Annotated in this window: 23 protein-coding genes; 18 read left to right on the top strand and 5 right to left on the bottom strand. The window is 59.2% G+C overall.

The genetic code is table 11. The features are described 5' to 3' along the window. Positions 1-63: 63 nt before the first annotated feature. Positions 64-654, bottom strand: a complete 591-nt coding sequence (locus ACI514_RS16480; RefSeq protein ID WP_007914026.1) for a cysteine hydrolase family protein — start codon at positions 652-654, stop codon at positions 64-66. 239 nt (positions 655-893) lie between these two features. Here ACI514_RS16480 and prmB point away from each other — a divergent pair, with 239 nt between their 5' ends. Beyond that, positions 894-1,802, top strand: a complete 909-nt coding sequence (gene prmB / locus ACI514_RS16475; RefSeq protein WP_405122038.1) for a 50S ribosomal protein L3 N(5)-glutamine methyltransferase — start codon at positions 894-896, stop codon at positions 1,800-1,802. 89 nt (positions 1,803-1,891) lie between these two features. Here the strand turns inward: prmB and ACI514_RS16470 are convergent, their stop codons facing one another. Both ACI514_RS16470 and ACI514_RS16465 read right to left on the bottom strand, forming a co-directional pair. Next, a complete protein-coding gene (locus ACI514_RS16470; RefSeq protein WP_150794495.1) occupies positions 1,892-2,683 on the bottom strand; it encodes a hypothetical protein in 792 nt (263 codons plus the stop codon). A gap of 99 nt (positions 2,684-2,782) precedes the next feature. After that, on the bottom strand, positions 2,783-3,736 hold the full coding sequence (locus tag ACI514_RS16465; protein ID WP_160057000.1) for an alpha/beta hydrolase: 954 nt from the start codon (positions 3,734-3,736) through the stop codon (positions 2,783-2,785). Between the two features lie 130 nt (positions 3,737-3,866). On the opposite strand from ACI514_RS16465, the gene aroC reads away from it, so the two are divergent. From aroC to mtnC, 5 genes are all read left to right on the top strand, one after another. Continuing rightward, positions 3,867-4,958, top strand: coding sequence for a chorismate synthase (gene aroC / locus ACI514_RS16460; RefSeq protein WP_077571784.1), 1,092 nt, complete (start codon positions 3,867-3,869; stop codon positions 4,956-4,958). A 31-nt stretch (positions 4,959-4,989) separates the two neighbouring features. Further along, positions 4,990-6,135 (top strand): MFS transporter, encoded by a 1,146-nt coding sequence (locus tag ACI514_RS16455; RefSeq protein ID WP_405122037.1) that lies wholly within the window; start codon positions 4,990-4,992, stop codon positions 6,133-6,135. Further along, positions 6,132-6,758, top strand: a complete 627-nt coding sequence (locus tag ACI514_RS16450) for a methylthioribulose 1-phosphate dehydratase (protein ID WP_008080933.1) — start codon at positions 6,132-6,134, stop codon at positions 6,756-6,758. Before ACI514_RS16455 ends, ACI514_RS16450 begins: the two co-directional genes overlap by 4 nt. A gap of 94 nt (positions 6,759-6,852) precedes the next feature. Continuing rightward, positions 6,853-7,398 carry a 1,2-dihydroxy-3-keto-5-methylthiopentene dioxygenase gene (locus ACI514_RS16445; protein WP_405122036.1) on the top strand — a complete coding sequence of 182 codons (546 nt, stop codon included), beginning with the start codon at positions 6,853-6,855 and terminating at the stop codon, positions 7,396-7,398. A 4-nt stretch (positions 7,399-7,402) separates the two neighbouring features. Next, positions 7,403-8,086: an acireductone synthase gene (gene mtnC / locus ACI514_RS16440; RefSeq protein WP_160057004.1), complete on the top strand. Its 684-nt coding sequence runs from the start codon at positions 7,403-7,405 to the stop codon at positions 8,084-8,086. A gap of 189 nt (positions 8,087-8,275) precedes the next feature. Here mtnC and ACI514_RS16435 read toward each other — a convergent pair whose 3' ends face one another. Further along, positions 8,276-8,554 (bottom strand): DUF3509 domain-containing protein, encoded by a 279-nt coding sequence (locus ACI514_RS16435; RefSeq protein ID WP_008080936.1) that lies wholly within the window; start codon positions 8,552-8,554, stop codon positions 8,276-8,278. Between the two features lie 51 nt (positions 8,555-8,605). Between ACI514_RS16435 and ACI514_RS16430 the strand changes: the two genes are divergently transcribed. The 11 genes from ACI514_RS16430 (at position 8,606) to ACI514_RS16380 (ending at position 18,017) form a co-directional block, all read left to right on the top strand. Next, positions 8,606-8,839, top strand: a complete 234-nt coding sequence (locus ACI514_RS16430; RefSeq protein WP_160057009.1) for a hypothetical protein — start codon at positions 8,606-8,608, stop codon at positions 8,837-8,839. 105 nt (positions 8,840-8,944) lie between these two features. Further along, positions 8,945-10,783 (top strand): long-chain-acyl-CoA synthetase, encoded by a 1,839-nt coding sequence (locus ACI514_RS16425; RefSeq protein ID WP_160057011.1) that lies wholly within the window; start codon positions 8,945-8,947, stop codon positions 10,781-10,783. A gap of 97 nt (positions 10,784-10,880) precedes the next feature. Beyond that, the gene (locus ACI514_RS16420; protein WP_160057013.1) at positions 10,881-11,399 is read left to right on the top strand and encodes an ankyrin repeat domain-containing protein; all 519 of its coding nucleotides are present in this window, start codon (positions 10,881-10,883) and stop codon (positions 11,397-11,399) included. 86 nt (positions 11,400-11,485) lie between these two features. Beyond that, complete coding sequence (locus tag ACI514_RS16415) at positions 11,486-12,016, top strand: hypothetical protein (protein ID WP_160057015.1); 531 nt, start codon at positions 11,486-11,488, stop codon at positions 12,014-12,016. Between the two features lie 71 nt (positions 12,017-12,087). Beyond that, positions 12,088-12,279: a PLDc N-terminal domain-containing protein gene (locus ACI514_RS16410; RefSeq protein WP_007914053.1), complete on the top strand. Its 192-nt coding sequence runs from the start codon at positions 12,088-12,090 to the stop codon at positions 12,277-12,279. A 239-nt stretch (positions 12,280-12,518) separates the two neighbouring features. Next, positions 12,519-13,394, top strand: coding sequence for a polyamine aminopropyltransferase (gene speE / locus ACI514_RS16405; protein ID WP_016982904.1), 876 nt, complete (start codon positions 12,519-12,521; stop codon positions 13,392-13,394). Positions 13,395-13,566: 172 nt separating this feature from the next. Beyond that, positions 13,567-13,800: a hypothetical protein gene (locus ACI514_RS16400; RefSeq protein WP_093441755.1), complete on the top strand. Its 234-nt coding sequence runs from the start codon at positions 13,567-13,569 to the stop codon at positions 13,798-13,800. A 209-nt stretch (positions 13,801-14,009) separates the two neighbouring features. Further along, positions 14,010-14,357, top strand: a complete 348-nt coding sequence (locus ACI514_RS16395; protein WP_007914059.1) for a ribonuclease E inhibitor RraB — start codon at positions 14,010-14,012, stop codon at positions 14,355-14,357. A gap of 487 nt (positions 14,358-14,844) precedes the next feature. Then, positions 14,845-16,254 (top strand): circularly permuted type 2 ATP-grasp protein, encoded by a 1,410-nt coding sequence (locus tag ACI514_RS16390; protein ID WP_007914061.1) that lies wholly within the window; start codon positions 14,845-14,847, stop codon positions 16,252-16,254. Positions 16,255-16,266: 12 nt separating this feature from the next. After that, positions 16,267-17,217, top strand: a complete 951-nt coding sequence (locus ACI514_RS16385) for an alpha-E domain-containing protein (protein ID WP_016982907.1) — start codon at positions 16,267-16,269, stop codon at positions 17,215-17,217. Continuing rightward, positions 17,214-18,017, top strand: coding sequence for a transglutaminase family protein (locus tag ACI514_RS16380; RefSeq protein WP_102901166.1), 804 nt, complete (start codon positions 17,214-17,216; stop codon positions 18,015-18,017). Before ACI514_RS16385 ends, ACI514_RS16380 begins: the two co-directional genes overlap by 4 nt. A 112-nt stretch (positions 18,018-18,129) precedes the next feature. On the opposite strand, the gene ACI514_RS16375 is transcribed toward ACI514_RS16380, so the two are convergent. Continuing rightward, positions 18,130-18,951: a cytochrome c gene (locus ACI514_RS16375; protein ID WP_160060064.1), complete on the bottom strand. Its 822-nt coding sequence runs from the start codon at positions 18,949-18,951 to the stop codon at positions 18,130-18,132. 585 nt (positions 18,952-19,536) lie between these two features. Here ACI514_RS16375 and ACI514_RS16370 point away from each other — a divergent pair. Further along, entirely contained in the window at positions 19,537-20,742 is a 1,206-nt protein-coding gene (locus ACI514_RS16370) for an acetyl-CoA C-acetyltransferase (protein ID WP_405122035.1), read from the top strand. Positions 20,743-20,758: the final 16 nt, after the last annotated feature.

Raw genomic sequence — 20,758 nt, 5'->3', positions numbered from 1 at the left:
CATTTGCGGCAAATGAGAGGAGTTTGCGGATGAGCGGCGTGCTGAGCCGCTCATCAGAGCAGATCAGATCAGGTCTTGAGTCAGTGCGAGGGTGGCGAAGTTGTCCGCCATGATCGCCATTTCCGCTTCCTGCACCACGGCGGCGCTGAGCACGCGGCCCTTGAACGGCAAATCGCGGGTGGCGCAGGCGTCTTCCACCAGGGTGCAGCGGAAACCCAGGTTCTTCGCCGCGCGCACGGTGGTGCTGACGCTGGAGTGGCTCATGAAACCGCAGACGATCAAGTCGAGCGAGCCAAGGTTTTGCAAACGATCGAGCAACTCGGTGCCGTGGAACGCGCTCGGCAGCAGTTTGCCGATAATGGTTTCATCGCCTTGTGGCTCGAGGCCCGGGATGAATTCGCCGCGTTCGCCCTGCGGGTCGAACAAGCCACCGACGGTGCCGAGATGACGCACGTGCACGATCGGCCGACCGGCTGCACGGGCTGCGGCAACCACTTGTTTGATGTTCGCGACGGCCGCGTCCATGCCGCTCAGGGCCAGCGGGCCACTGAGATACTCTTTCTGGGCATCGATGATGACCACGGTGGCATGGCTCAGTGTGGCCGCTGCGTAACCGCGACCGCTGAGTTGAAACATCGTTTTTGGAACGGACATTCTGGGGCTCCTTGGGGTGGGGCTTTTGCGACATTGTCCTCTGGCTGAGCGGTTCTGTGAATCGCTACCATCGTAGGCACCGTCGTTATTGGCCTGCAGCCTTGTCAAGTTACACGTTCTGTTCAATAGCCGATGCAAAAAACAGAAAACTCCTACCGTCGTCCGGATGATTTTCCTGCGTCGTCGTGGCACGTTTTGGCTGCTAGAATCGCCAGTCGTTTTTTCTGGAGTTCTGCGCCGTGATCACTTCCCGCCTTCGTACCCTGCGTGACCATATCCGTTGGGCCGTCAGCCGCTTCCATGGGGAGGATCTGTTTTTCGGCCATGGCACCGACAATGCCTGGGACGAAGCCCGGCAGCTTGTGCTGGGAGCTTTGCACCTGCCGTGGGAAATCGCCGACAGCTATCTCGATTGCGCGCTGGAAGACGACGAGCTGGTCAACCTGCAGCGACTGCTCAAGCGCCGCATCGAAGAACGCATTCCCACCGCTTATCTGTTGGGTGAAGCGTGGTTCTGCGGCATGTCGTTTATCGTCGATGAGCGTGTGTTGATCCCGCGTTCGCCGATTGGCGAATTGATCGAAAACCACTTCGCCCCGTGGATCGGCACCGAACCTGCGCGGATTCTCGACCTGTGCACCGGCTCCGGTTGCATCGGCATTGCCTGCGCCTACGAGTTCCAGAACGCCGAGGTGGTGCTGGCCGATCTGTCGTTCGAAGCGCTGGAAGTGGCCAACCAGAACATCGAGCGCCATGGCGTCGATGAACGCGTCTACACCGTGCAGGGCGATGGTTTTGATGGTTTGCCGGGTCAGCGTTTCGACCTGATCGTGTCGAACCCGCCTTACGTGGATGCGGAAGATTTCGCCGACATGCCGGACGAATATCAACATGAGCCCGAGCTGGGTCTGGCGTGTGGCGATGATGGTCTGAATCTGGTTCGACGGATGTTGGCTCAAGCGGCCGATCATCTGACCGAGAAGGGCTTGCTGATCGTTGAAGTGGGCAACAGCCAGGTACACGTTGACGCGCTGTACCCGGAAGTCGATTTCGCCTGGCTCGAGTTCGAGCGCGGCGGGCATGGCGTGTTCATGCTGACGGCGGAGCAGTGCCGCGATCATCAGGCGCTTTTCGCTTCCCGCATCTGACCCGTTAAAAGCAAAAGATCGCAGCCTTCGGCGGCTCCAGGGTGTACACCATCCCGTGTAGGAGCCGCCGAAGGCTGCGATCTTTTGATCTACCGGTGCGTGGCAATCCAGATCAACAACCCTGCCTGAAACACTGCAAACGCCACCAGACAAGTGATGGTGAAACGCAGCCCGGCGTCTTCACGCTTGAACTTGCTGACCTTGTCTTCCTGCTTCTTCAGCTTCACTTCCTGCTCGGCCAGATTTTGCTCCGCTTGCTGAAGCATCTGCGCCGCTTCAAGAATTTCGACGATCTGCAGCTTTTCGCTGTTCCAGTCACCGAGCAGATCGCCAACCTGCACTTCCTTGACGCTACCCTTCAAATGCTGGGCATCGGCATAGACCACATCAAAACCATGCACACGCAGGAAATGATCGCGACGCAGACGCGTGTCTTCGTTCAGCGCGTCCTTGTTGTTCAAATCCATGCCGTCGACGGTGTAGGTCGGCCAGCGCTTTTTCGCCCAATTGATGCCTTGCGCGGCCATATAGCGGCCAATGCCACGGTTCATCGGTTCGATCTGCAAGCCGCTGTCCGGGCCGAAGTGCACACGCTTGGTCGTGTGATCAACCCACACGTCCAGTTGATTCTGCTCTTTGCGCACACGCTGGCCGGGCAGTTTGATGGCCATGCGCATCAGGCTTTTTTCTTTGCTGTTGCGCTCGGCATAGCCGAATTCGACGAAGCGCAAAGGGCGACCGCCGGTGTTGCGGTCGGTCTGCAGCGGGGCCAGGCGGAGCATCTTGTGGTGCTCGACGTGGACATCCGCCCACGGCAGCTCGACCGCTGGCGGTGCGTCTTTTTCAGCGGTGGTGTCGGGTGAAGTCGGGGTATCAGTCATAACGGCGAGATCCTGTCCAAGCCCTGCTTGTCGCCAGCCATTGCGCTGGCGACAAAGGCTTATCGGCCGTTTTTTGCAGGACTAGAGGGTAAACCGCGCTTAACGGGTGCGAAGTCCGTCAATAAACTCGATGATCTTCGCGCCGAGTTCCGCCGCCAGCGGCAAATTTGGATCCTTGTACGAAGCCAATTGCCGCTTCATATCGTTGTGCACGATGCGCATGACGTGGTTCATGCCTTCGATCACCACCAGATCGGCGTCCGGTTTGACGGCTTTGAGGCGTTTCGCGTCCTCGGTGCCAACCTGGATATCGTTGCTGCCCTGAACAATCAGCGCCGGCATCTTCAATTGCGCGAACGCTTTTGCCGGGTCCTGGCGGAACAGTGAAATCAGATACGGCTGCACGCTCGGGCGGAAAATCACCTGCAACGGCTGCGGAACATTGTCGTCGGTGTGGCCAGCCTTGAGGCTGTCGAGCAGTTCGTTACTGCGCAGCATCAGCGGTGGCGGCAGGCTGCGGGCCAGTTGCTCGCGGATCACCTGATCGACCGGACGGGCGCTGCCGGACAGAGAAATCACCGCCGCTGCATCGACTTTCGGCGCAGCGAGGCTGGCAATCAGCGCGCCTTCGCTGTGCCCGAGCAGAATCAATTTGCCGAAACGCGGATCGGCCTTGAGCTTCTGCCCCCATGCCACCGCGTCCGCCGCGTAGGCTTCTATCGACAAATTGCGCTCATCCGGCGTCGCAGCGAGACTCGCGGCAACACCGCGTTTGTCGTAACGCACGCTGGCAATGTTGTGTTTGGCCAACACCCAGGCCAGGCGCTTGAGGCTGTCATTGCGCCCACCGTCGGGGTTGTTTCCGTCACGGTCCGTAGGACCCGAGCCAGAAATAATCAGGACAACCGGCACCGGGTTGTCAGATTTTGGCAGCAGCAGCGAACCGAAAAGTTCGCCGGTGCCGGTATCCAAAGTGACCGGGCGTTGTAGGACCGTCGCTTGGGCAAAGCCCGTAAACAGGGTAAGACTCAAGATCAAAACTCGCAGCATCATCACGCCATCATTCGCCAAGGTGCCGGTTGGACTCGCCAGCACCACTAAGGTTCGAGGATGAACTACTCGGTTAGCCTGCGTATACTGGCGCGCATCACGAATTTGGGTTTGATTTCACGGAGCGTCCTGCATGTCCGGCAATACCTACGGCAAGTTGTTCACTGTCACCACCGCTGGCGAAAGCCATGGTCCGGCGTTGGTCGCCATTGTCGACGGCTGCCCGCCGGGCCTGGAGATCTCCCTCGAAGACCTGCAGCGCGACCTTGATCGCCGCAAGCCAGGCACCAGCCGCCACACCACCCAGCGTCAGGAAGCCGACGAAGTCGAAATCCTTTCCGGCGTGTTCGAAGGGCGCACCACCGGTTGCTCGATCGGCTTGCTGATCCGCAACACCGACCAGAAGTCCAAGGACTACTCGGCGATCAAGGACCTGTTCCGTCCGGCCCACGCCGACTACACCTACCACCATAAATACGGTGAGCGCGACTACCGTGGCGGTGGCCGCAGTTCGGCCCGCGAAACCGCGATGCGCGTGGCCGCCGGTGCAATCGCCAAGAAATACCTGGCCAGCCAAGGCATCGTCATTCGTGGCTACATGAGCCAGCTCGGCCCGATCGAAATCCCGTTCAAGACCTGGGATTCGGTGGAAGAGAACGCCTTCTTCAGCCCGGATCCGGACAAGGTTCCTGAGCTTGAGGCCTACATGGATCAATTGCGTCGCGACCAGGACTCGGTCGGCGCAAAAATCACCGTGGTCGCCGAAGGCGTCATGCCAGGTCTCGGCGAGCCGATTTTCGACCGCCTCGACGCTGAACTGGCCCACGCACTGATGAGCATCAACGCAGTGAAAGGCGTGGAAATCGGCGCTGGGTTTGCCTCGGTCGCGCAGCGCGGCACCGAACACCGCGATGAAATGACTCCGGAAGGTTTCCTCAGCAACAACGCCGGCGGCATTCTCGGCGGTATTTCCTCCGGTCAGCCGATCGTTGCGCATCTGGCGTTGAAGCCGACTTCCAGCATCACCACCCCGGGTCGATCGATCGACATCCACGGCAATCCGGTGGACGTGATCACCAAGGGTCGTCACGACCCTTGCGTCGGCATTCGTGCCACGCCGATCGCCGAAGCGATGATGGCCATTGTGCTGATGGATCACCTGCTGCGTCACCGTGGCCAGAACGCCGATGTGCGCGTGAGCACGCCGGTGCTGGGTCAGCTTTGATGGCAGGCTCTAAAGCCGTCGCGGCATAACCGTGACGGCGCTCCCTTACTGGCGGCTGTCCAGTTTCTATCTGTTCTATTTCGCCTTGCTCGGTTCGACAGCGCCGTTTCTGGCGCTGTACTTCGATCACCTCGGCTTCAGTCCGGCGCGGATTGGTGAGCTGGTCGCCATTCCGATGCTGATGCGCTGCGTGGCGCCGAACATCTGGGGCTGGCTCGGCGATTACACCGGCAGACGCCTGGCCATCGTGCGCTTTGGCGCGGTGTGCACACTACTGACCTTCTCGCTGATTTTCGTCAGCAAGACCTACGCCTGGCTGGCGATGGTCATGGCGCTGCACGCGTTCTTCTGGCACGCGGTGCTACCGCAGTTTGAAGTCATCACCCTGGCGCATTTGCAAGGGCAGACCTCGCGTTACAGCCAGATTCGTTTGTGGGGCTCGATCGGTTTCATCATTACCGTGGTGGCGTTGGGGCGGTTGTTCGAATGGCTGAGCCTCGACATTTATCCGGCGGCGCTGGTGTTGATCATGGCCGGCATCGTCCTCAGCAGTTTGTGGGTGCCGAACGCACAACCGCCGCAAGGCAACCGGCCGAGCAGTGAGGGCTTCCTCAAGCAACTGCGCAATCCCGGCGTGCTGGCGTTCTATGGCTGTGTGGCGCTGATGCAAATGAGCCACGGCCCGTATTACACCTTTCTGACCTTGCACCTCGAACGACTCGGCTACACACGCGGCACGATCGGCATGCTCTGGGCCGTGGGCGTGGTCGCCGAAGTGCTGATGTTCATGGCCATGAGCCGGATTCTTGCGCGGTTTTCCCTGCGCCGCGTGCTGATGGCGAGTTTTCTGCTGGCGGCGCTGCGCTGGTTGCTGCTAGGTTCGTTCGCCGAGTTTCTGTGGGTGCTGTTGCTCGCGCAGATTCTGCACGCGGCGACCTTCGGCAGTTTTCACGCCGCTGCCATCGCGTTCGTGCAACGTAGCTTCGGCGCCCGCCAGCAAGGGCAGGGCCAGGCGTTGTACGCAGCACTGGCCGGCACCGGTGGTGCGCTCGGCGCGTTGTATTCCGGTTACAGCTGGAATGCCCTCGGCGCGACATTGACCTTTAGTATTGCCAGTCTCGCGGCGCTCGCTGCTGCCGTTATCATTGCCACACGTATGCAAGAGGACAGGCCATGAGCCTTACGCGTGAACAACTCGCCCAGCAAATCGTCGACGCCGGGCGCTTTCTTTATGGTCGCGGCTGGTCGCCGGCCACCAGCAGTAATTACTCGACGCGCCTGTCGCCGAGCGAAGCGCTGCTGACCGTGTCCGGCAAGCACAAGGGCCAGTTGGGTCTGGACGATGTGCTCGCCACTGACCTTTCTGGGAACAGCCTGGAGCCGGGTAAAAAACCGTCTGCCGAAACCTTGCTGCACACCCAGCTCTACAGCTGGCGCCCAGAGATCGGCGCGGTGTTGCATACCCATTCGGTCAACGCCACGGTGCTCTCGCGCCTGACCCCGGAAGACTTTATCGAGTTCGAAGACTACGAATTGCAGAAAGCCTTCAGCGGCGTTTCGACCCACGAATCCCGGGTGCGCGTGCCGATTTTCGACAACGATCAGGACATTGCGCGCCTCGCCGCCAAGGTGCAGCCTTGGCTCGACGCCCATCCTGATTGTGTCGGTTATCTGATTCGCGGCCACGGCCTCTACACCTGGGGCGCGCAGATGAACGACGCGCTGCGGCAGATCGAGGCCTTTGAATTTCTGTTTGAATGCGAGTTGAAAACCCGCAGCGTCATGAACCGCCAAGGCTGACTTCACCGGAAGTAGCCCATTTGCCTGATGAAATGCTGTGCCCGACCGGTCTGCAAGAACCGGACGGCAAGGCCGATACCGAGGAATTGCCCCAATGAGCAGCCTGTCCGTCTATCACGTCTCCAGCCCCGAGATTCCCAACAAAGTGCTGACCCACTTTGAAGACATCGCCTCGACCCTGGCCGAACAGGGCGTGCGCTTCGACCGCTGGCATGCCGCCGCGAAAATCCAGCCCGGTGCCACCCAGGAAGAAGTGATCAGCGCTTATAAGGAGCAGATCGACCAACTGATGACCGAGCGCGGTTACATCACTGTCGACGTCATCAGCCTGAACAGCGATCACCCGCAAAAAGCCGAATTGCGCGCCAAGTTTCTCGAAGAACACCGCCATGGCGAAGACGAAGTACGCTTTTTCGTTGCTGGCCGTGGCCTGTTTACCTTGCACATCGACGATTACGTTTACGCCGTGCTCTGTGAGAAGAACGACCTGATTTCAGTGCCGGCCGGCACCAAGCATTGGTTCGACATGGGCGAGCATCCGCACTTTGTCGCGATCCGTCTGTTCAACAACCCTGAAGGCTGGGTTGCCAATTTCACCGGCGAAGACATCGCCGGTCGTTTCCCGCGACTGGAGGACTGATTCGATGTCGATCAAAGCCATTGTCACCGACATTGAAGGCACCACCAGCGCGGTGAGTTTCGTCTTCGACGTGCTGTTTCCGTATGCCGCTAAACACCTGCCGGACTTTGTCCGTCAGAACGCCGAGCGCGCCGATGTCGCCGAGCAACTTGATGCCGTGCGCCGTGACAGCAATGCACCGCAGGCGGATGTTGAACGGGTTGTTGAAATCCTCTTGAGCTGGATCGAGGAAGATCGCAAAGCCACTCCGCTCAAGGCCTTGCAAGGCATGGTCTGGGCCCAGGGTTATCACGCCGGGCAGTTGAAAGGGCATGTTTATCCGGATGCCGTTGAAGCGCTCAAGCAATGGCATCAGGCGGGTTATCAACTGTTTGTGTACTCGTCGGGCTCGATTCAGGCGCAGAAGCTGATTTTCGGCTGCTCGGAGGCGGGGGATCTGACACCGCTGTTCAGCGGCTATTTCGACACGACGTCGGGGCCCAAGCGCGATTCGCAGTCGTACACCAATATCCAGAAAGCCATTGGCGTCGAACCCGAAGAAATCCTGTTCCTCTCGGATATCGTCGAAGAACTCGACGCCGCGCAGTCTGCCGGCCTGCAAACCTGCGGTTTGGCTCGCGAAGGCGGCGAGCTGGGCAGCCACATCACCGTCGACACCTTCACCGGCATCGAACCCGAAGCCTTCTAACCCACACAATCCCTGTAGGAGCTGCGGAAGGCTGCGATCTTTTGATTCTGATCTTAAAAAAAAGATCAAAAGATCGCAGCGTTCCGCAGCTCCTACAAAGAGTTCGCGATCGCGATGGAGATCGCGCATAAAAAAACAGGCCGTGAAGCGAGAGCTCCACGGCCTGTTTTGTTTAAAGCGCTTTAGAAGTTACAGCGAGTGATAAGTCGGCAGGGCAAAACGCTGCTGGCTCTGCAGCATGGCAATTTGCGGCAGTTCACTGGCCTGTTCAGCCAGGTCGCGGCGAATTGCACTGATCGCCCACGACAGTTGGTCGCCGGCATGCAGTTGTTGATAAGTCAGTGCGCGTTTAAACACTTTGCCGTCGCTGCTGCGCAGAGTCAGCAGGATCCCGCCATCGGGACGTGGCGCAGTGGTGACGTCGAAGTTGGAGAACAGGGAGGTAAATTTTTCTTGGATCAGGCTCATGTCTTTCAGCTCCGTATGCACTTGAATGGCAAGCATGCAAAGGAGGTTGCAGTGATTGTGCCAGCATTTAAAAATAAAATTATCGTTATAAATCAATTAGTTATAAATAATGAAAATTCAGGTCGTCGTGCAAACTGCATGAATGGCCATCGTGCATCCTGCATTTTGCGGGATCGTTATCGAAACAACGGAACCAATCGCTTACCCGATGATCATCGCCGCCCTCGGCCGATCAGCGGATACAAAACATTGCAAAAACCGCGTGTACAGTCTGAGAAGCGCTGACGTATTTTCGATCTCGACCCGCGCTCGCACGCGTCGGTTACTGCAAGCCAAAGCCCGAAAAATAAAAACATCGACCTGCACGCCAAGGTCGGACGGGGAGCTTTTATGAGCCACGCGCCAAGCGACACGATTACCTGGGGCATGATGCTCCGCAAACTGCCGATGATCGCCAAAGCTATCCCTCGGGTGGTCAAGGGCATGAAGGTGGCCAACGTCACGGATCCGACCCAAAGCTGTGGCCTTGGCTGGACGTTCGAGCAAGCGACACTGCGCAATCCCGAGGGGCCGGCGTTATTGCAGGGCGATGTATCGCTGACCTATTCGCAGGTCAATCAGTGGGCCAACCGCATTGCTCATTATCTGAACGGGCAGGGCATCGGCAAGGGCGACGTGGTCGCGGTGTTTATCGAAAACCGCCCGGAGTTGCTGGTGACCATTCTGGCGCTGGCCAAGGTCGGCGCGGTCAGTGCTCTGCTCAATACCTCGCAGACTCGCGACACGCTGATCCACAGTGTGAATCTGGTGGCGCCGGTGGCAATTGTCGTCGGCGAAGAACTGCTTCCGGCGTATGCGGCGATTCGCGAGCAAGTGGCGATTACCACGCCGCGCACCTGGTTTGTCGCCGATCAGGACACCTATAGCCATCCGGGCATTGCGCCCGAAGGCTACGTCAATCTGATCAGCGCCAGTGCCGACGCCGCCAGTGATAATCCGCCGAGCAGTCAGCAGGTGTTTTTCGACGATCCGTGTTTCTACATTTACACCTCCGGCACCACCGGCCTGCCCAAGGCCGGGGTGTTCAAGCACGGGCGCTGGATGCGCAGCTCCGCCAGTTTCGGCATGATCGCCCTCAACATGGGCCCCGACGATGTCGTCTACTGCACCTTGCCGCTGTATCACGCCACCGGTCTTTGCGTGTGCTGGGGCTCGGCAGTCAACGGCGCCTCGGGCTTCGCGATTCGTCGCAAGTTCAGCGCCAGCCAGTTCTGGAACGACGTGCGTCGTTATCGCGCGACGACCATCGGTTACGTCGGCGAGTTGTGCCGCTATCTGGTCGATCAACCGGCCAGCGCCGATGACAGCCGCCACGAGGTGCGCAAGATGATCGGCAATGGCTTGCGCCCCGGCGCCTGGGCTGAGTTCAAGACGCGCTTTGCCGTCGAGCACATCTGTGAGCTGTACGCGGCGAGCGACGGCAACATTGGTTTTACCAACATCCTCAACTTCGACAACACCATTGGCTTCTCGCTGATGGCTTGGGAGCTGGTGGCTTACGATCATGACAGCGGAGAGCCGCTGCGCGGTGCCGACGGTTTCATGCGCAAGGTCGGCAAGGGCGAGCAGGGCTTGCTGCTGGCGCGAATCGACGAAAAGGCGCCGCTGGATGGCTACACCGATCCGCAAAAAACCGCCAAAGTTGTCCTTCACGACGTGTTTAGCAAAGGCGATCGCTTTTTCAACACCGGTGATCTGCTGCGCAACATCGGTTTCGGCCACGCACAATTTGTTGATCGACTCGGTGATACCTATCGCTGGAAGGGCGAAAACGTCTCGACCACTGAAGTCGAAAACCTGTTGCTGCAACACCCGCACATCTCCGAAGCGGTGGCCTATGGGGTGGAAATTCGCAATACCAACGGCCGTGCCGGGATGGCGGCTATCACGCCGGCGGAGTCCCTGGCGACGCTGGATTTCGCCGAGTTGCTGACCTTTGCCCGCGAACGTATGCCGGCCTACGCGGTGCCGTTGTTCCTGCGGGTGAAGGTAAAAATGGAAACCACCGGTACCTTCAAATACCAGAAAACCCGATTGAAAAATGAAGGCTTCGACCCCGGCCAGACCAGCGATGACCCGATTTACGCTTGGCTGCCCGGCACGCAGACTTACGTACGAGTCACCGACGAAGTGTTGGCGGAAATTCATCAGGGCAAGCATCGTTATTGAATCTGGCTATGGCGCGACTTGAGAAAAAGGGGGTGACAGCCAGCGTCTCGCTCGGGAAACTGTCGGCTTTCCGATTGACCGAAAGTGGAGTTGCACCATGTCCGACCAAAGCCGCCAGATGACCCCTGAAGAAGCTGCCGAATTCACCGAGCAGGTTTTCAACAAGGCGCGCGACGGTGATGCCGAGATGCTTGATCGTCTGGTCACGGCCGGTTTGCCGGTGAACCTGAAAAACAGCAAGGGCGACACATTGCTGATGCTGGCCAGCTACTACGGCCATGTGGATGCGGTGCAAGTGCTGCTTAAACACAAGGCCGACCCGGAAATGCGCAATGGCAACGGCCAGAGTCCGATTGCCGGTGCGGCGTTCAAAGGTGATCTGGCAGTGGTCAAGGCGCTGGTCGAGGCGGGTGCCGAGATTGAGGGCTCGTCATTTGACGGGCGTACGGCGCTGATGATGGCAGCGATGTTCAACCGTGTTGAAATCGTTGAATACCTGATCAGCAAAGGCGCCAACGCGCAGGCCAAGGACGCCAATGGCGTGACTGCACTCGACGCGGCCCGGACGATGGGCGCGGTTGATACCACTGCTCAGTTGGAAAAGCTGTCGGGTTGAAATCCCTTCTGATGGACTGTGGCGAAGGAGAGAATGCGCTATCCTTCGCGCCCTCGAAATTCACCTTCGCCACAGGATCCGCCCTCATGAAAGCTGCACTCGTCGAACTCATCAGCAAAATCAGCTCCGGCTGCATGGGCGAGGACGAGATCGTGAAAGTCGCCGACGAAGCGGCACAGGCCTACGCCGATGCCGATGCTTTTCTGGCAGCCAACCCCGACATCAACTACGACGACACCTTCCCGATCCCGCTGGGCGAGTGGGTCGTGGTCGGTAGCTTGCCGGAAACCGTGCTGTTCCAGGCAGACACCTATGGCGACCTGTTCGCGCAGATCGTCGCCTCGTTCGGCCCAGGCGTGGATTTCAACCTCAAGCCCAAGCAATTGGCCAAGACCGAAGCGCTGGTCGCACTCAACCGCATCCAGGTGCAGATGAGCAGCATGAACAAGGAAAACGGCGGCTACACGCTGATGAACTTCAGCCAATTGCTCGACGACGAATTGCAAATGGTGTTGGTTTTCGGCAACGACGTGCCTCGGGTGCTGGAACTGTGCGCCGAAGTCGGCATCGCCGCCGCGCCTTCGCTGGAAGCCTTGAAGATCGCCGTTCACGTCTGAACGTAATAAAAGGGAACCCTGCGCGCGACCGTCTATCCTAAAAGTGCATGCCACTATTCTGGAGCGACACCATGGGTTCCACGTTCAACGGTCTGATTGGCCTGATCATCCTTGCCCTCGACATCTGGGCCATCATCAATGTGCTGAAAAGCGGCGCGACCACCGGGATGAAAATCGTCTGGGTGTTGCTGATCATCCTCCTGCCAGTGCTGGGCCTGATCATCTGGGCGATCGCCGGGCCGCGCGGCAACGTGCGGATCTGACCCGATCCCGAGAACACCGCAATACCCTGTAGGAGTGAGCCTGCTAGCGATAGCTATTTTCCAGTCAATGAGTCAGTGACTGAAAAACCGCTATCGCGAGCAGGCTCACTCCTACAAGGGATTATGGTTTGCCGATGAAGTGAGGTTCGACCTGTCATCTTCGGCAACGTAGAATGCGCGCCTTTCCCGGGCAATCGTCCCCACGATTGGCGCCCGCGCATTCATCGGAGCACTTGACCATGACCGTCACCAAAACCAGCGAGTACCTGGAAACCCTCTACGAAGGCTACGGCCAGCGTTTTCGCATGGAAAAACTGCTGCACGAAGTGCGCACCGAACACCAGCACCTGGTGATCTTCCAGAACCCGCGTATGGGCCGTGTCATGGCGCTGGACGGCGTGATCCAGACCACCGAAGCCGACGAATTCATCTACCACGAAATGCTCACCCACGTGCCGATCCTCGCTCACGGCAGTGCCAAGCGCGTGCTGATCATCGGTGGCGGTGACGGCGGCATGTTGCGCGAAGTGACCAAGCACGCCGGTGTCGAGCACATCACCATGGTCGAGATCGACGGCACCGTGGTCGACATGTGCAAAGAGTTCCTGCCGAACCACTCCAGCGGCGCCTACGACGATCCACGTCTGAACCTGGTGATCGACGACGGCATGCGTTTCGTCGCCACCACCACGGAAAAATTCGACGTGATCATCTCCGACTCCACCGACCCGATCGGCCCGGGCGAAGTGCTGTTCTCGGAAAACTTCTATCAGGCCTGCCACCGCTGCCTGAACGAGGGCGGCATCCTCGTGACCCAGAACGGCACGCCGTTCATGCAGATCGACGAAGTGAAAACCACCGCCGGTCGCCTCAACAGCCTGTTCCCGGACTGGCACTTCTATCAGGCGGCCGTACCGACCTACATCGGCGGCTCGATGACATTTGCGTGGGGCTCGACCAACCCGGCCTACCGCAAGCTCAGCCGTGAAACCCTGCAACAGCGCTTCATCGGCAGCGGCATCGTTACCCGCTACTACAACCCGGAAATCCACATCGGCGCCTTCGCCTTGCCGCAATACGTGCTGCAGGCGATCAACAAGCCAAGCAACGACTAAAAGAACACTGCAACTCCCCTGTGGGAGCCGGCTCGCTCCCACATTTGTTTGCCCCCCACGATAGATGTCGTTTTTTTCATCTTTGCCCGCTGTAATCCTTTTGAACCAACTTTCGGCGTACACAGTCGAGATAGGTGTAAGCCCATTTGCGGGTTTGATCGAGGAGGCACCGATGCAAAAGTGGAAAGTCACTTTCGTGGACGATCATGGTGAAATTGTCGATGAGGTGTTCGAGCGCGCGGAATGCCCCAGCGACGATGAGGCCGCTCGATTGATCAAGGCACGGCTTCTGCCCGTCGCCGCCGAACTGGACCTGAACGATCTGGAAGGGCGCACCGCCGATGCGGGCGTGAAAAACCTGAAAACCCAGAACAGCATCGAAATCCGCAGCATTACTCCCGTCTGACATTCTTCCTGACACCTTTCACACCAGGCCTTGGCAGCGGCTCTAACTTGGGGCTACTCTGCAAGCGAGATCAGCGAACGGATCGCTAAGGTCTGGTCTTGTCAGCTACATGCTTGTTCCCGCGTGCAACCACGTTGCCGTAGTACTTTGGCCAGAGGCCCGGGGCGGGAATACGGAAAGTCTATCCATCTATGCGAGGGGGACGATTCATGAGCACAGCCTATCAAGAAGACATCAGCAGCAATGTTCTGCGCCGCATGAAAGAAGGCGGTTTCGATTTTTCCCGATTCCATCCCATCGAGTTCTACGCAATTTTCCCGGACGAGGAGCGGGCGCGCAGGGCGGCAGGCAAATTTCGCGGTGAATCCATCAATGCTCAGGTCAGCGTGCGTGATGACGGTGCGTGGGCGCTGGAATTGAGCAAAGTGATGTACGCGACGTATGACGATATCGGCGACTTCGAGCAGGGATTCTCTGCCGTGGTTGAACCTTTGGGCGGCATCATCGAAGGCTGGGGCGTGAAGCAGGAGGTGCGCAATCGCCACCGTTTGAACTGATCTCTGATTTCAATGGTTGAACAACGGCTGACCTTCGGGTTGGCCGTTGTCGTTTCCGGCGTACGCAAAGCGCCGTGGCAAAACCCTGAAACAAGAAACCGAGGCAAAAAAGAGCCACCGGAGAGGGTGGCTAAAAGGGAAGACCGACAAGGAGAGGAAACCGGTCAGGGTTACAGCGGGGCGGGCTGCGAGGGCAGTCCAGATCAGTTGAGCTGGCGACTTCGCGGCGCTGTGCACGCGGAAGTTTTGCAGCGAATGCGCGGATTATCCGCAGGCAGCGCCGGGCAGTGAAATCAACTCTGACTATGCTGGTGATAGGCGATGCAGTGCGTCGCAATGAAGCGGGGGCAATCCGGTTGGGGCATTTGCCGCACAGGAATGGTGCGGTGCCTGCGGCGTGTATTTCCAACCGATTGAAATCAAAGCGTTTATGCCGATGGCACGGGCCTTGCGAAGGCCTGTATGTCCGGGTGACAAGGAGTACGGCATGATCCGCACCTATTTTGATGAGATGTACGATGCCGGCGGCCAGGTTCGCCCGCATTATCGGGAGTTCGCCCGCTGGCTGGCCGACACGCCTGACGAACTGCTGGCTCAACGGCGACGCGAGGCCGATCTGCTGTTCCATCGCGCCGGCATTACCTTCACGCTCTACGGCGACGAGCAGGGCACCGAGCGCCTGATTCCTTTCGACACCATTCCGCGCAGCATCCCTGCCAGTGAATGGCGGATCGTCGAGCGCGGCTGCATCCAGCGCGTCAAAGCGTTGAACATGTTTCTCGCCGACCTCTATCACGAGCAGCGCATCATCAAGGCCGGGATCATTCCCGCCGAACAGGTGCTGGCCAACGAGCAATACCAGTTGGCGATGCAAGGCCTGGATCTGCACCGCGATATCTATTCGCACATCTCCGGCGTCGATCTGGTGCGTGATGGCGACGGCACGTATTACGTGCTCGAAGACAACCTGCGCACGCCGAGCGGCGTTAGCTACATGCTCGAAGACCGCAAGATGATGATGCGCCTGTTCCCGGAGCTGTTCGCCGCCCAGCGCATTGCGCCGATCGATCACTACCCGAACCTGTTGCTCGATACCCTGAAAAGCTCAAGTCCGATCGATGACCCAAGCGTGGTGGTGCTGACGCCGGGGCGCTTCAATAGTGCGTTCTTCGAGCACGCTTTTTTGGCGCGGGAAATGGGCGTGGAGCTGGTCGAGGGTGCGGATCTGTTCGTGCGTGACGACAAGGTTTTCATGCGCACCACTGACGGCCCGAAAGCGGTGGACGTGATCTACCGCCGCCTCGACGATGCGTTCCTCGATCCACTGGCGTTCAATCCTGATTCGATGCTTGGTGTGCCGGGGCTGCTGTCGTCCTATCGCTCGGGCAACGTGGTGCTGGCCAACGCCATCGGTACCGGCGTGGCGGACGACAAATCGGTGTATCCGTTTGTCACCGACATGATCCGTTTTTACCTCGACGAAGAACCGATCCTGAAGAACGTGCCGACCTGGCAATGCCGCAACCCGTCTGAACTTTCCCATGTCCTGGCCAATCTTCCAGATCTGGTGGTCAAGGAAACCCAAGGCTCGGGTGGTTACGGGATGTTGGTGGGGCCAGCATCGACGAAGGCCGAAATCGACGCCTTCCGCGAGCGCATCAAAGCCAAGCCGCACGCATACATTGCGCAACCGACGCTGTCGCTGTCGACCTGTCCGACCTTTGTCGAAAACGGCATCGCCCCGCGCCATATCGACTTGCGTCCATTTGTCTTGTCCGGGCGCGAAACCCGCGTGGTGCCTGGCGGTTTGACCCGTGTGGCACTGCGCGAAGGCTCCCTGGTGGTGAATTCCTCCCAGGGCGGCGGAACCAAGGACACCTGGGTGGTCGAGGATTGAAGGAAGCTTGCCATGTTAAGTAGAACTGCCTCGGATCTGTATTGGATGTCGCGTTACCTGGAGCGGGCGGAAAACCTCGCACGGATGCTCGACATCAGTTATTCGCTGTCGCTGATGCCGCAGGACGGCCGTGGTGACGGTCTGCACGAACTCGCCATGCCGCTGCTCATCACTGGCACCCTCGACGATTATCTGGAGCGTCACGGCGCGCTGCATGCCGAACGCCTGCTGCACTTTTTTGCCCTCGACGCCGCCAACCCGGCGAGCATTTACAGCTGCCTCGGCGCGGCGCGGGCCAGCGCCCATGCGGTGCGTGGGCGCATCACGGCGGATATGTGGGAGAACATCAATTCGACATGGTTGGAGATTCGCGGGATCGCCGAACAGGGTCTCAGTCGCTATGGAATGAGCCGTTTCTGCGAGTGGATCAAGGAACGTTCACACCTGTTCCGTGGTGCGTCGTACGGCACGATCATGCGCAACGATGCGTTTCGTTTCATTCGTCTCGGGACGTTTATCGAGCGCGCGGACAACACCTTGCGACTGCTCGATGCCCGTTATGAAATGGCCGGTGATCAGGCCGAAGCGGTCAGCGACGGCACTGCCCACGCCTATTATCAGTGGAGTGCCTTGCTGCGTGCGTTGTCTTCCTTTGAGGCCTACACCGAAATCTACCGCGATGCGCCCGGCGCCCGTCACGTCGCCGAGTTGCTGCTGTTGCGCGCCGATGTACCGCGCTCACTGCGTGCCTGCACCGAAGAGATTGATCAGATCCTCGCGCAACTGCCCGGTGCCAACGGTCGTCCGGCGCAACGTCTGGCGGCAGAGATGGACGCGCGCCTGCGTTACACCGGCATCAACGAAATTCTCGAGGAAGGCCTGCACGCCTGGCTGACCGAATTCATCCCGCTGGTGCGCCAGTTGGGTAACGCCATTCACAGTTCATACCTGGAGGCTGCATGAGACTTTCCATAAGCCACGAAACCACCTATCACTACGAAGATCAGGTGCGGGCGAGCATCCAGTACCTGCGGCTGACACCCCACGACAGCGAGCGTCAGCACGTGTTGAGCTGGCAGCTCGACCTGCCGCGCCCGGTGCGTGCGCAACTCGATCCGTTCGGCAATATCCTGCATGTGCTGACCATGGATGAACCGCACGAAGCGATCATCATCGGCGCGCGCGGGCAGGTTGATATCGACGAACTGCGCGAGGCCGAGCATGAGAGCCAGTCGGCGCTGCCGTTCCTGCGCTTTACTCGCTTGACCGAGGCGGACGAGGCCTTGCGCGCGTTTGCCGAGAGGTCCTGCAAGCAACGGCGGGATCGCACCGCGCTGATTGATCTTATGCACGGTTTGAATCAACACATGACTTACACGCCGGGATCCACCGAGGTCGATACCAGCGCCGCTGAGGCCTTCGCCGGGCGTGCGGGTGTTTGCCAGGATCATGCTCACGCGTTTCTGGCTTGTGCACGTAGTCTCGGGATTCCGTCGCGTTATGTGTCGGGGTACTTGTACAGCGAGGATTGCGAACATCTCGCCAGCCACGCCTGGGCAGAAGCATGGCTGGATGACGCCTGGTACAGCTTTGACGTGACCAATCAACTGGCGCGGCCGGAGCGGCACTTGAAACTGGCGGTGGGTCTGGATTATCTGGATGCCTGCCCGGTGCGCGGCATGCGCCGGGGCGGCGGGTGTGAGCAGATGCACGCGAAGGTATTTGTCTCGCCGACGCCAGTCATCTCCGTACAACAACAGTAAACGCCGTACTCCTGTGGGAGCGAGCCTGCTCGCGATAGCGGTCTGTCAGTTACAAATGTGCTGACTGATACACCGCTATCGCGAGCAGGCTCACTCCTACAAGGAAATGTGCTCAGGGCTTAACTTTGCGTCCGGCCATGTGCTGGAGATACCCCACAAGCATTTCCAGATCCCCCTCCGGCAACACCTCTACCGAAAACCCCGGCATCTTCGCCTGCGGCCACTGACGCAAACTCTGCGGATCACGAATGTAACGCTTGAGGAAATCCGCGCCGAAGTACTCGGTCGGGTTATACGGAATATTCAGATCCGGCCCGAACTGCGCATCCCCCGCACCGTTCAACCGGTGACACGCCAGACAGTTTTTCTGAAACAGCGCAAATCCCAGGTTCACAGGGTCATCCGCTTTCAACGCAGAATCCGGCAGAAGGGCAGGAAAGCGCTCGGCCACTGGTGCCATGCGCTTGATGCTCGCGACCTGGAATGGCCATTGCTCCGGGCTGATATTGCCGGCTTGCGGATCGCTCCAGACCAGATAGAACGGCCCGGCGCTGTGCTTGCCTTCCGACAGTGCTGGCCACGGCTGCGCCGGATCTTCGATGGCCAGCCAGGCCCGTGCGCCGTCGCGGTTAAGCAGTGGCGCAGCGGCCAGTTCTGCAGCAAACCCGTCCAGTGCCACCGCTTGCAGATGATCTTGCGGTTTTATCCCGGTCAGCAGCGCAGCCACAGGCACGACGCGATAGGTCATGTCCTTTTTATAGGACACATCGTTTTTGATCGTGAGGGTTTGCACTTGAGGATGCTTGAGCAATTCCTCGGTCTGCCAGGTGCGGCTGTTTGTACCCAGTTGTAAGTTCAACTGAGCGGCAGACAAGGGCATGCTCAGCAGCATGGCCCCGAACACAATGAGCGCTTTCAAATGATCGCCGTCCATGTCGTGGGAGTGCGCCAAGGTTGGCACAGCCACGCTGGCCCGGGTAGCGGGCCAGTCACATTTTCAGTGGCGATAAACAGCACCTGCCGCTCGATTCAGCCGATGACCTTGGTCAGATTCGGCAAAATCAACAACAGCGTCGTGGCGAAAAGAATGAGCCCTGCTTGACGAACTTTCGGTTGTTTGAACATGGCTTGACCGCCTTTATTGTTATTTCCTGATGCTTGCCTGCATATCCATGACGGCGAGCGCTGCACTTCCTGTTGAAGAACGTAGGCCTCGGCAAAACCCGACGACCCTGACGTACATGTACTACCTTAGGGCCCGCGTCACGCTTGCCTTAGATCCATTTCATATGGAGTTACTGAAAATCGCGATTAAAAAAGCATGAGGCGTATTGCCAGCTTCTTTGCCGCCCGCTGGCTAGACAACTCGCTGACCTGAACCGGTTCACCCGGCCTTTGATGACCGTCCGTCTGAGCGTGTGCGTCAAGTGTATTGAGCACTGTGGTCATTGAAACGATGACGGCTTGGGCCAAGAGTGAAGGTACAAGAAATCACTCACCGCACAGGTTCGAGGACGACATGACCCAAGCTTTGATATTCGATGCGTTACGCACGCCCCGTGGCAGAGGCAAGGCCGATGGCGCCCTGCACAGCGTCAAACCGGTGAATCTGCTGGCCGGTCTGCTGACCGCGCTGCAAGCGCGCACCGCGCTGGACACCAGTCAGGTCGATGACGTAGTGATCGGCTGCGTGACGCCGATTGGCGATCAAGGCTCGGACATCGCCAAAACCGCCGTGCAAGTGGCCGATTGGGACGTCAGCGTCGCGGGCGTGCAGATCAACCGTTTCTGCGCCTCGGGACTCGAAGCGGTCAACCTCGGCGCAATGAAAGTGCGTTCGGGCTTCGAAGACCTGGTGGTGGTCGGTGGTGTCGAGTCGATGTCGCGGGTGCCGATGGGCAGCGATGGCGGCGCCTGGGCACTGGACCCGCAGACCAACCTGCACAGCCACTTCACCCCGCAAGGGGTTGGCGCTGACCTGATCGCCACGCTGGAAGGCTTCAGTCGTCAGGACGTCGATGCCTACGCCTTACACTCGCAACAGAAGGCCGCGCGGGCCCGGGCTGACGGCTCGTTCAACAAGTCGCTGGTGCCGGTGCAGGACCAGAACGGCATCATCCTGCTCGATCATGATGAGTTCATTCGTGCCGAGTCGACTCTGGAAGGCTTGGGCAAGCTCAAGCCGAGTTTCGAAATGATCGGGCAGATGGGCTTCGACGCCACGGCGTTGCGGGTCTACAGCCATGTCGAGCGAATCAATCACGTGCACACACCGGGTAACAGTTCCGGGATCGTCGACGGTGCGGCGCTGATGCTGATCGGCTCAGAAGCGAAGGGACGGGCGCTGGGCTTGCAACCTCGGGCGCGCATCGTCGCCACGGCGGTCACCAGCACCGACCCGACCATCATGCTCACCGGCCCTGCGCCGGCGACGCGCAAGGCACTGGCCAAGGCCGGGTTGCGCGTTGAAGACATCGATCTGTTTGAGGTCAACGAAGCGTTCGCTTCGGTGGTGCTGAAGTTCATCAAGGACATGGCAGTCGACCCCGACAAGGTCAATGTCAACGGCGGCTCCATCGCCATGGGCCACCCGCTGGGCGCGACCGGTTGCGCGATCCTCGGTACCTTGCTCGATGAGCTGGAAGCGCGACGCCTGCGCTATGGCCTGGCGACGCTGTGCGTCGGCGGCGGCATGGGCATTGCGACCATCATCGAACGCCTCTGAGCCCGAATCCAAGGAA

It is taken from the genome of Pseudomonas sp. M20 (assembly GCF_045037865.1).
GTDB lineage: Bacteria > Pseudomonadota > Gammaproteobacteria > Pseudomonadales > Pseudomonadaceae > Aquipseudomonas.
This window is presented reverse-complemented; position numbering and strand designations above follow the sequence as displayed.

Bases quoted from the DNA above. Each gene is read 5' to 3' on its own strand.
- aroC (WP_077571784.1), top strand. From the start codon at position 3,867: ATGTCCGGCAATACCTACGGCAAGTTGTTCACTGTCACCACCGCTGGC.
- ACI514_RS16385 (WP_016982907.1), top strand. From the start codon at position 16,267: ATGTTAAGTAGAACTGCCTCGGATCTGTATTGGATGTCGCGTTACCTG.
- ACI514_RS16375 (WP_160060064.1), bottom strand. From the start codon at position 18,951: ATGGACGGCGATCATTTGAAAGCGCTCATTGTGTTCGGGGCCATGCTG.
- ACI514_RS16390 (WP_007914061.1), top strand. From the start codon at position 14,845: ATGATCCGCACCTATTTTGATGAGATGTACGATGCCGGCGGCCAGGTT.
- ACI514_RS16395 (WP_007914059.1), top strand. From the start codon at position 14,010: ATGAGCACAGCCTATCAAGAAGACATCAGCAGCAATGTTCTGCGCCGC.
- ACI514_RS16415 (WP_160057015.1), top strand. From the start codon at position 11,486: ATGAAAGCTGCACTCGTCGAACTCATCAGCAAAATCAGCTCCGGCTGC.
- ACI514_RS16410 (WP_007914053.1), top strand. From the start codon at position 12,088: ATGGGTTCCACGTTCAACGGTCTGATTGGCCTGATCATCCTTGCCCTC.
- ACI514_RS16435 (WP_008080936.1), bottom strand. From the start codon at position 8,554: ATGAGCCTGATCCAAGAAAAATTTACCTCCCTGTTCTCCAACTTCGAC.
- ACI514_RS16480 (WP_007914026.1), bottom strand. From the start codon at position 654: ATGTCCGTTCCAAAAACGATGTTTCAACTCAGCGGTCGCGGTTACGCA.
- mtnC (WP_160057004.1), top strand. From the start codon at position 7,403: ATGTCGATCAAAGCCATTGTCACCGACATTGAAGGCACCACCAGCGCG.
- ACI514_RS16425 (WP_160057011.1), top strand. From the start codon at position 8,945: ATGAGCCACGCGCCAAGCGACACGATTACCTGGGGCATGATGCTCCGC.
- ACI514_RS16370 (WP_405122035.1), top strand. From the start codon at position 19,537: ATGACCCAAGCTTTGATATTCGATGCGTTACGCACGCCCCGTGGCAGA.
- ACI514_RS16380 (WP_102901166.1), top strand. From the start codon at position 17,214: ATGAGACTTTCCATAAGCCACGAAACCACCTATCACTACGAAGATCAG.
- ACI514_RS16465 (WP_160057000.1), bottom strand. From the start codon at position 3,736: ATGATGCTGCGAGTTTTGATCTTGAGTCTTACCCTGTTTACGGGCTTT.
- ACI514_RS16400 (WP_093441755.1), top strand. From the start codon at position 13,567: ATGCAAAAGTGGAAAGTCACTTTCGTGGACGATCATGGTGAAATTGTC.
- speE (WP_016982904.1), top strand. From the start codon at position 12,519: ATGACCGTCACCAAAACCAGCGAGTACCTGGAAACCCTCTACGAAGGC.
- ACI514_RS16470 (WP_150794495.1), bottom strand. From the start codon at position 2,683: ATGACTGATACCCCGACTTCACCCGACACCACCGCTGAAAAAGACGCA.
- ACI514_RS16420 (WP_160057013.1), top strand. From the start codon at position 10,881: ATGTCCGACCAAAGCCGCCAGATGACCCCTGAAGAAGCTGCCGAATTC.
- ACI514_RS16445 (WP_405122036.1), top strand. From the start codon at position 6,853: ATGAGCAGCCTGTCCGTCTATCACGTCTCCAGCCCCGAGATTCCCAAC.
- ACI514_RS16450 (WP_008080933.1), top strand. From the start codon at position 6,132: ATGAGCCTTACGCGTGAACAACTCGCCCAGCAAATCGTCGACGCCGGG.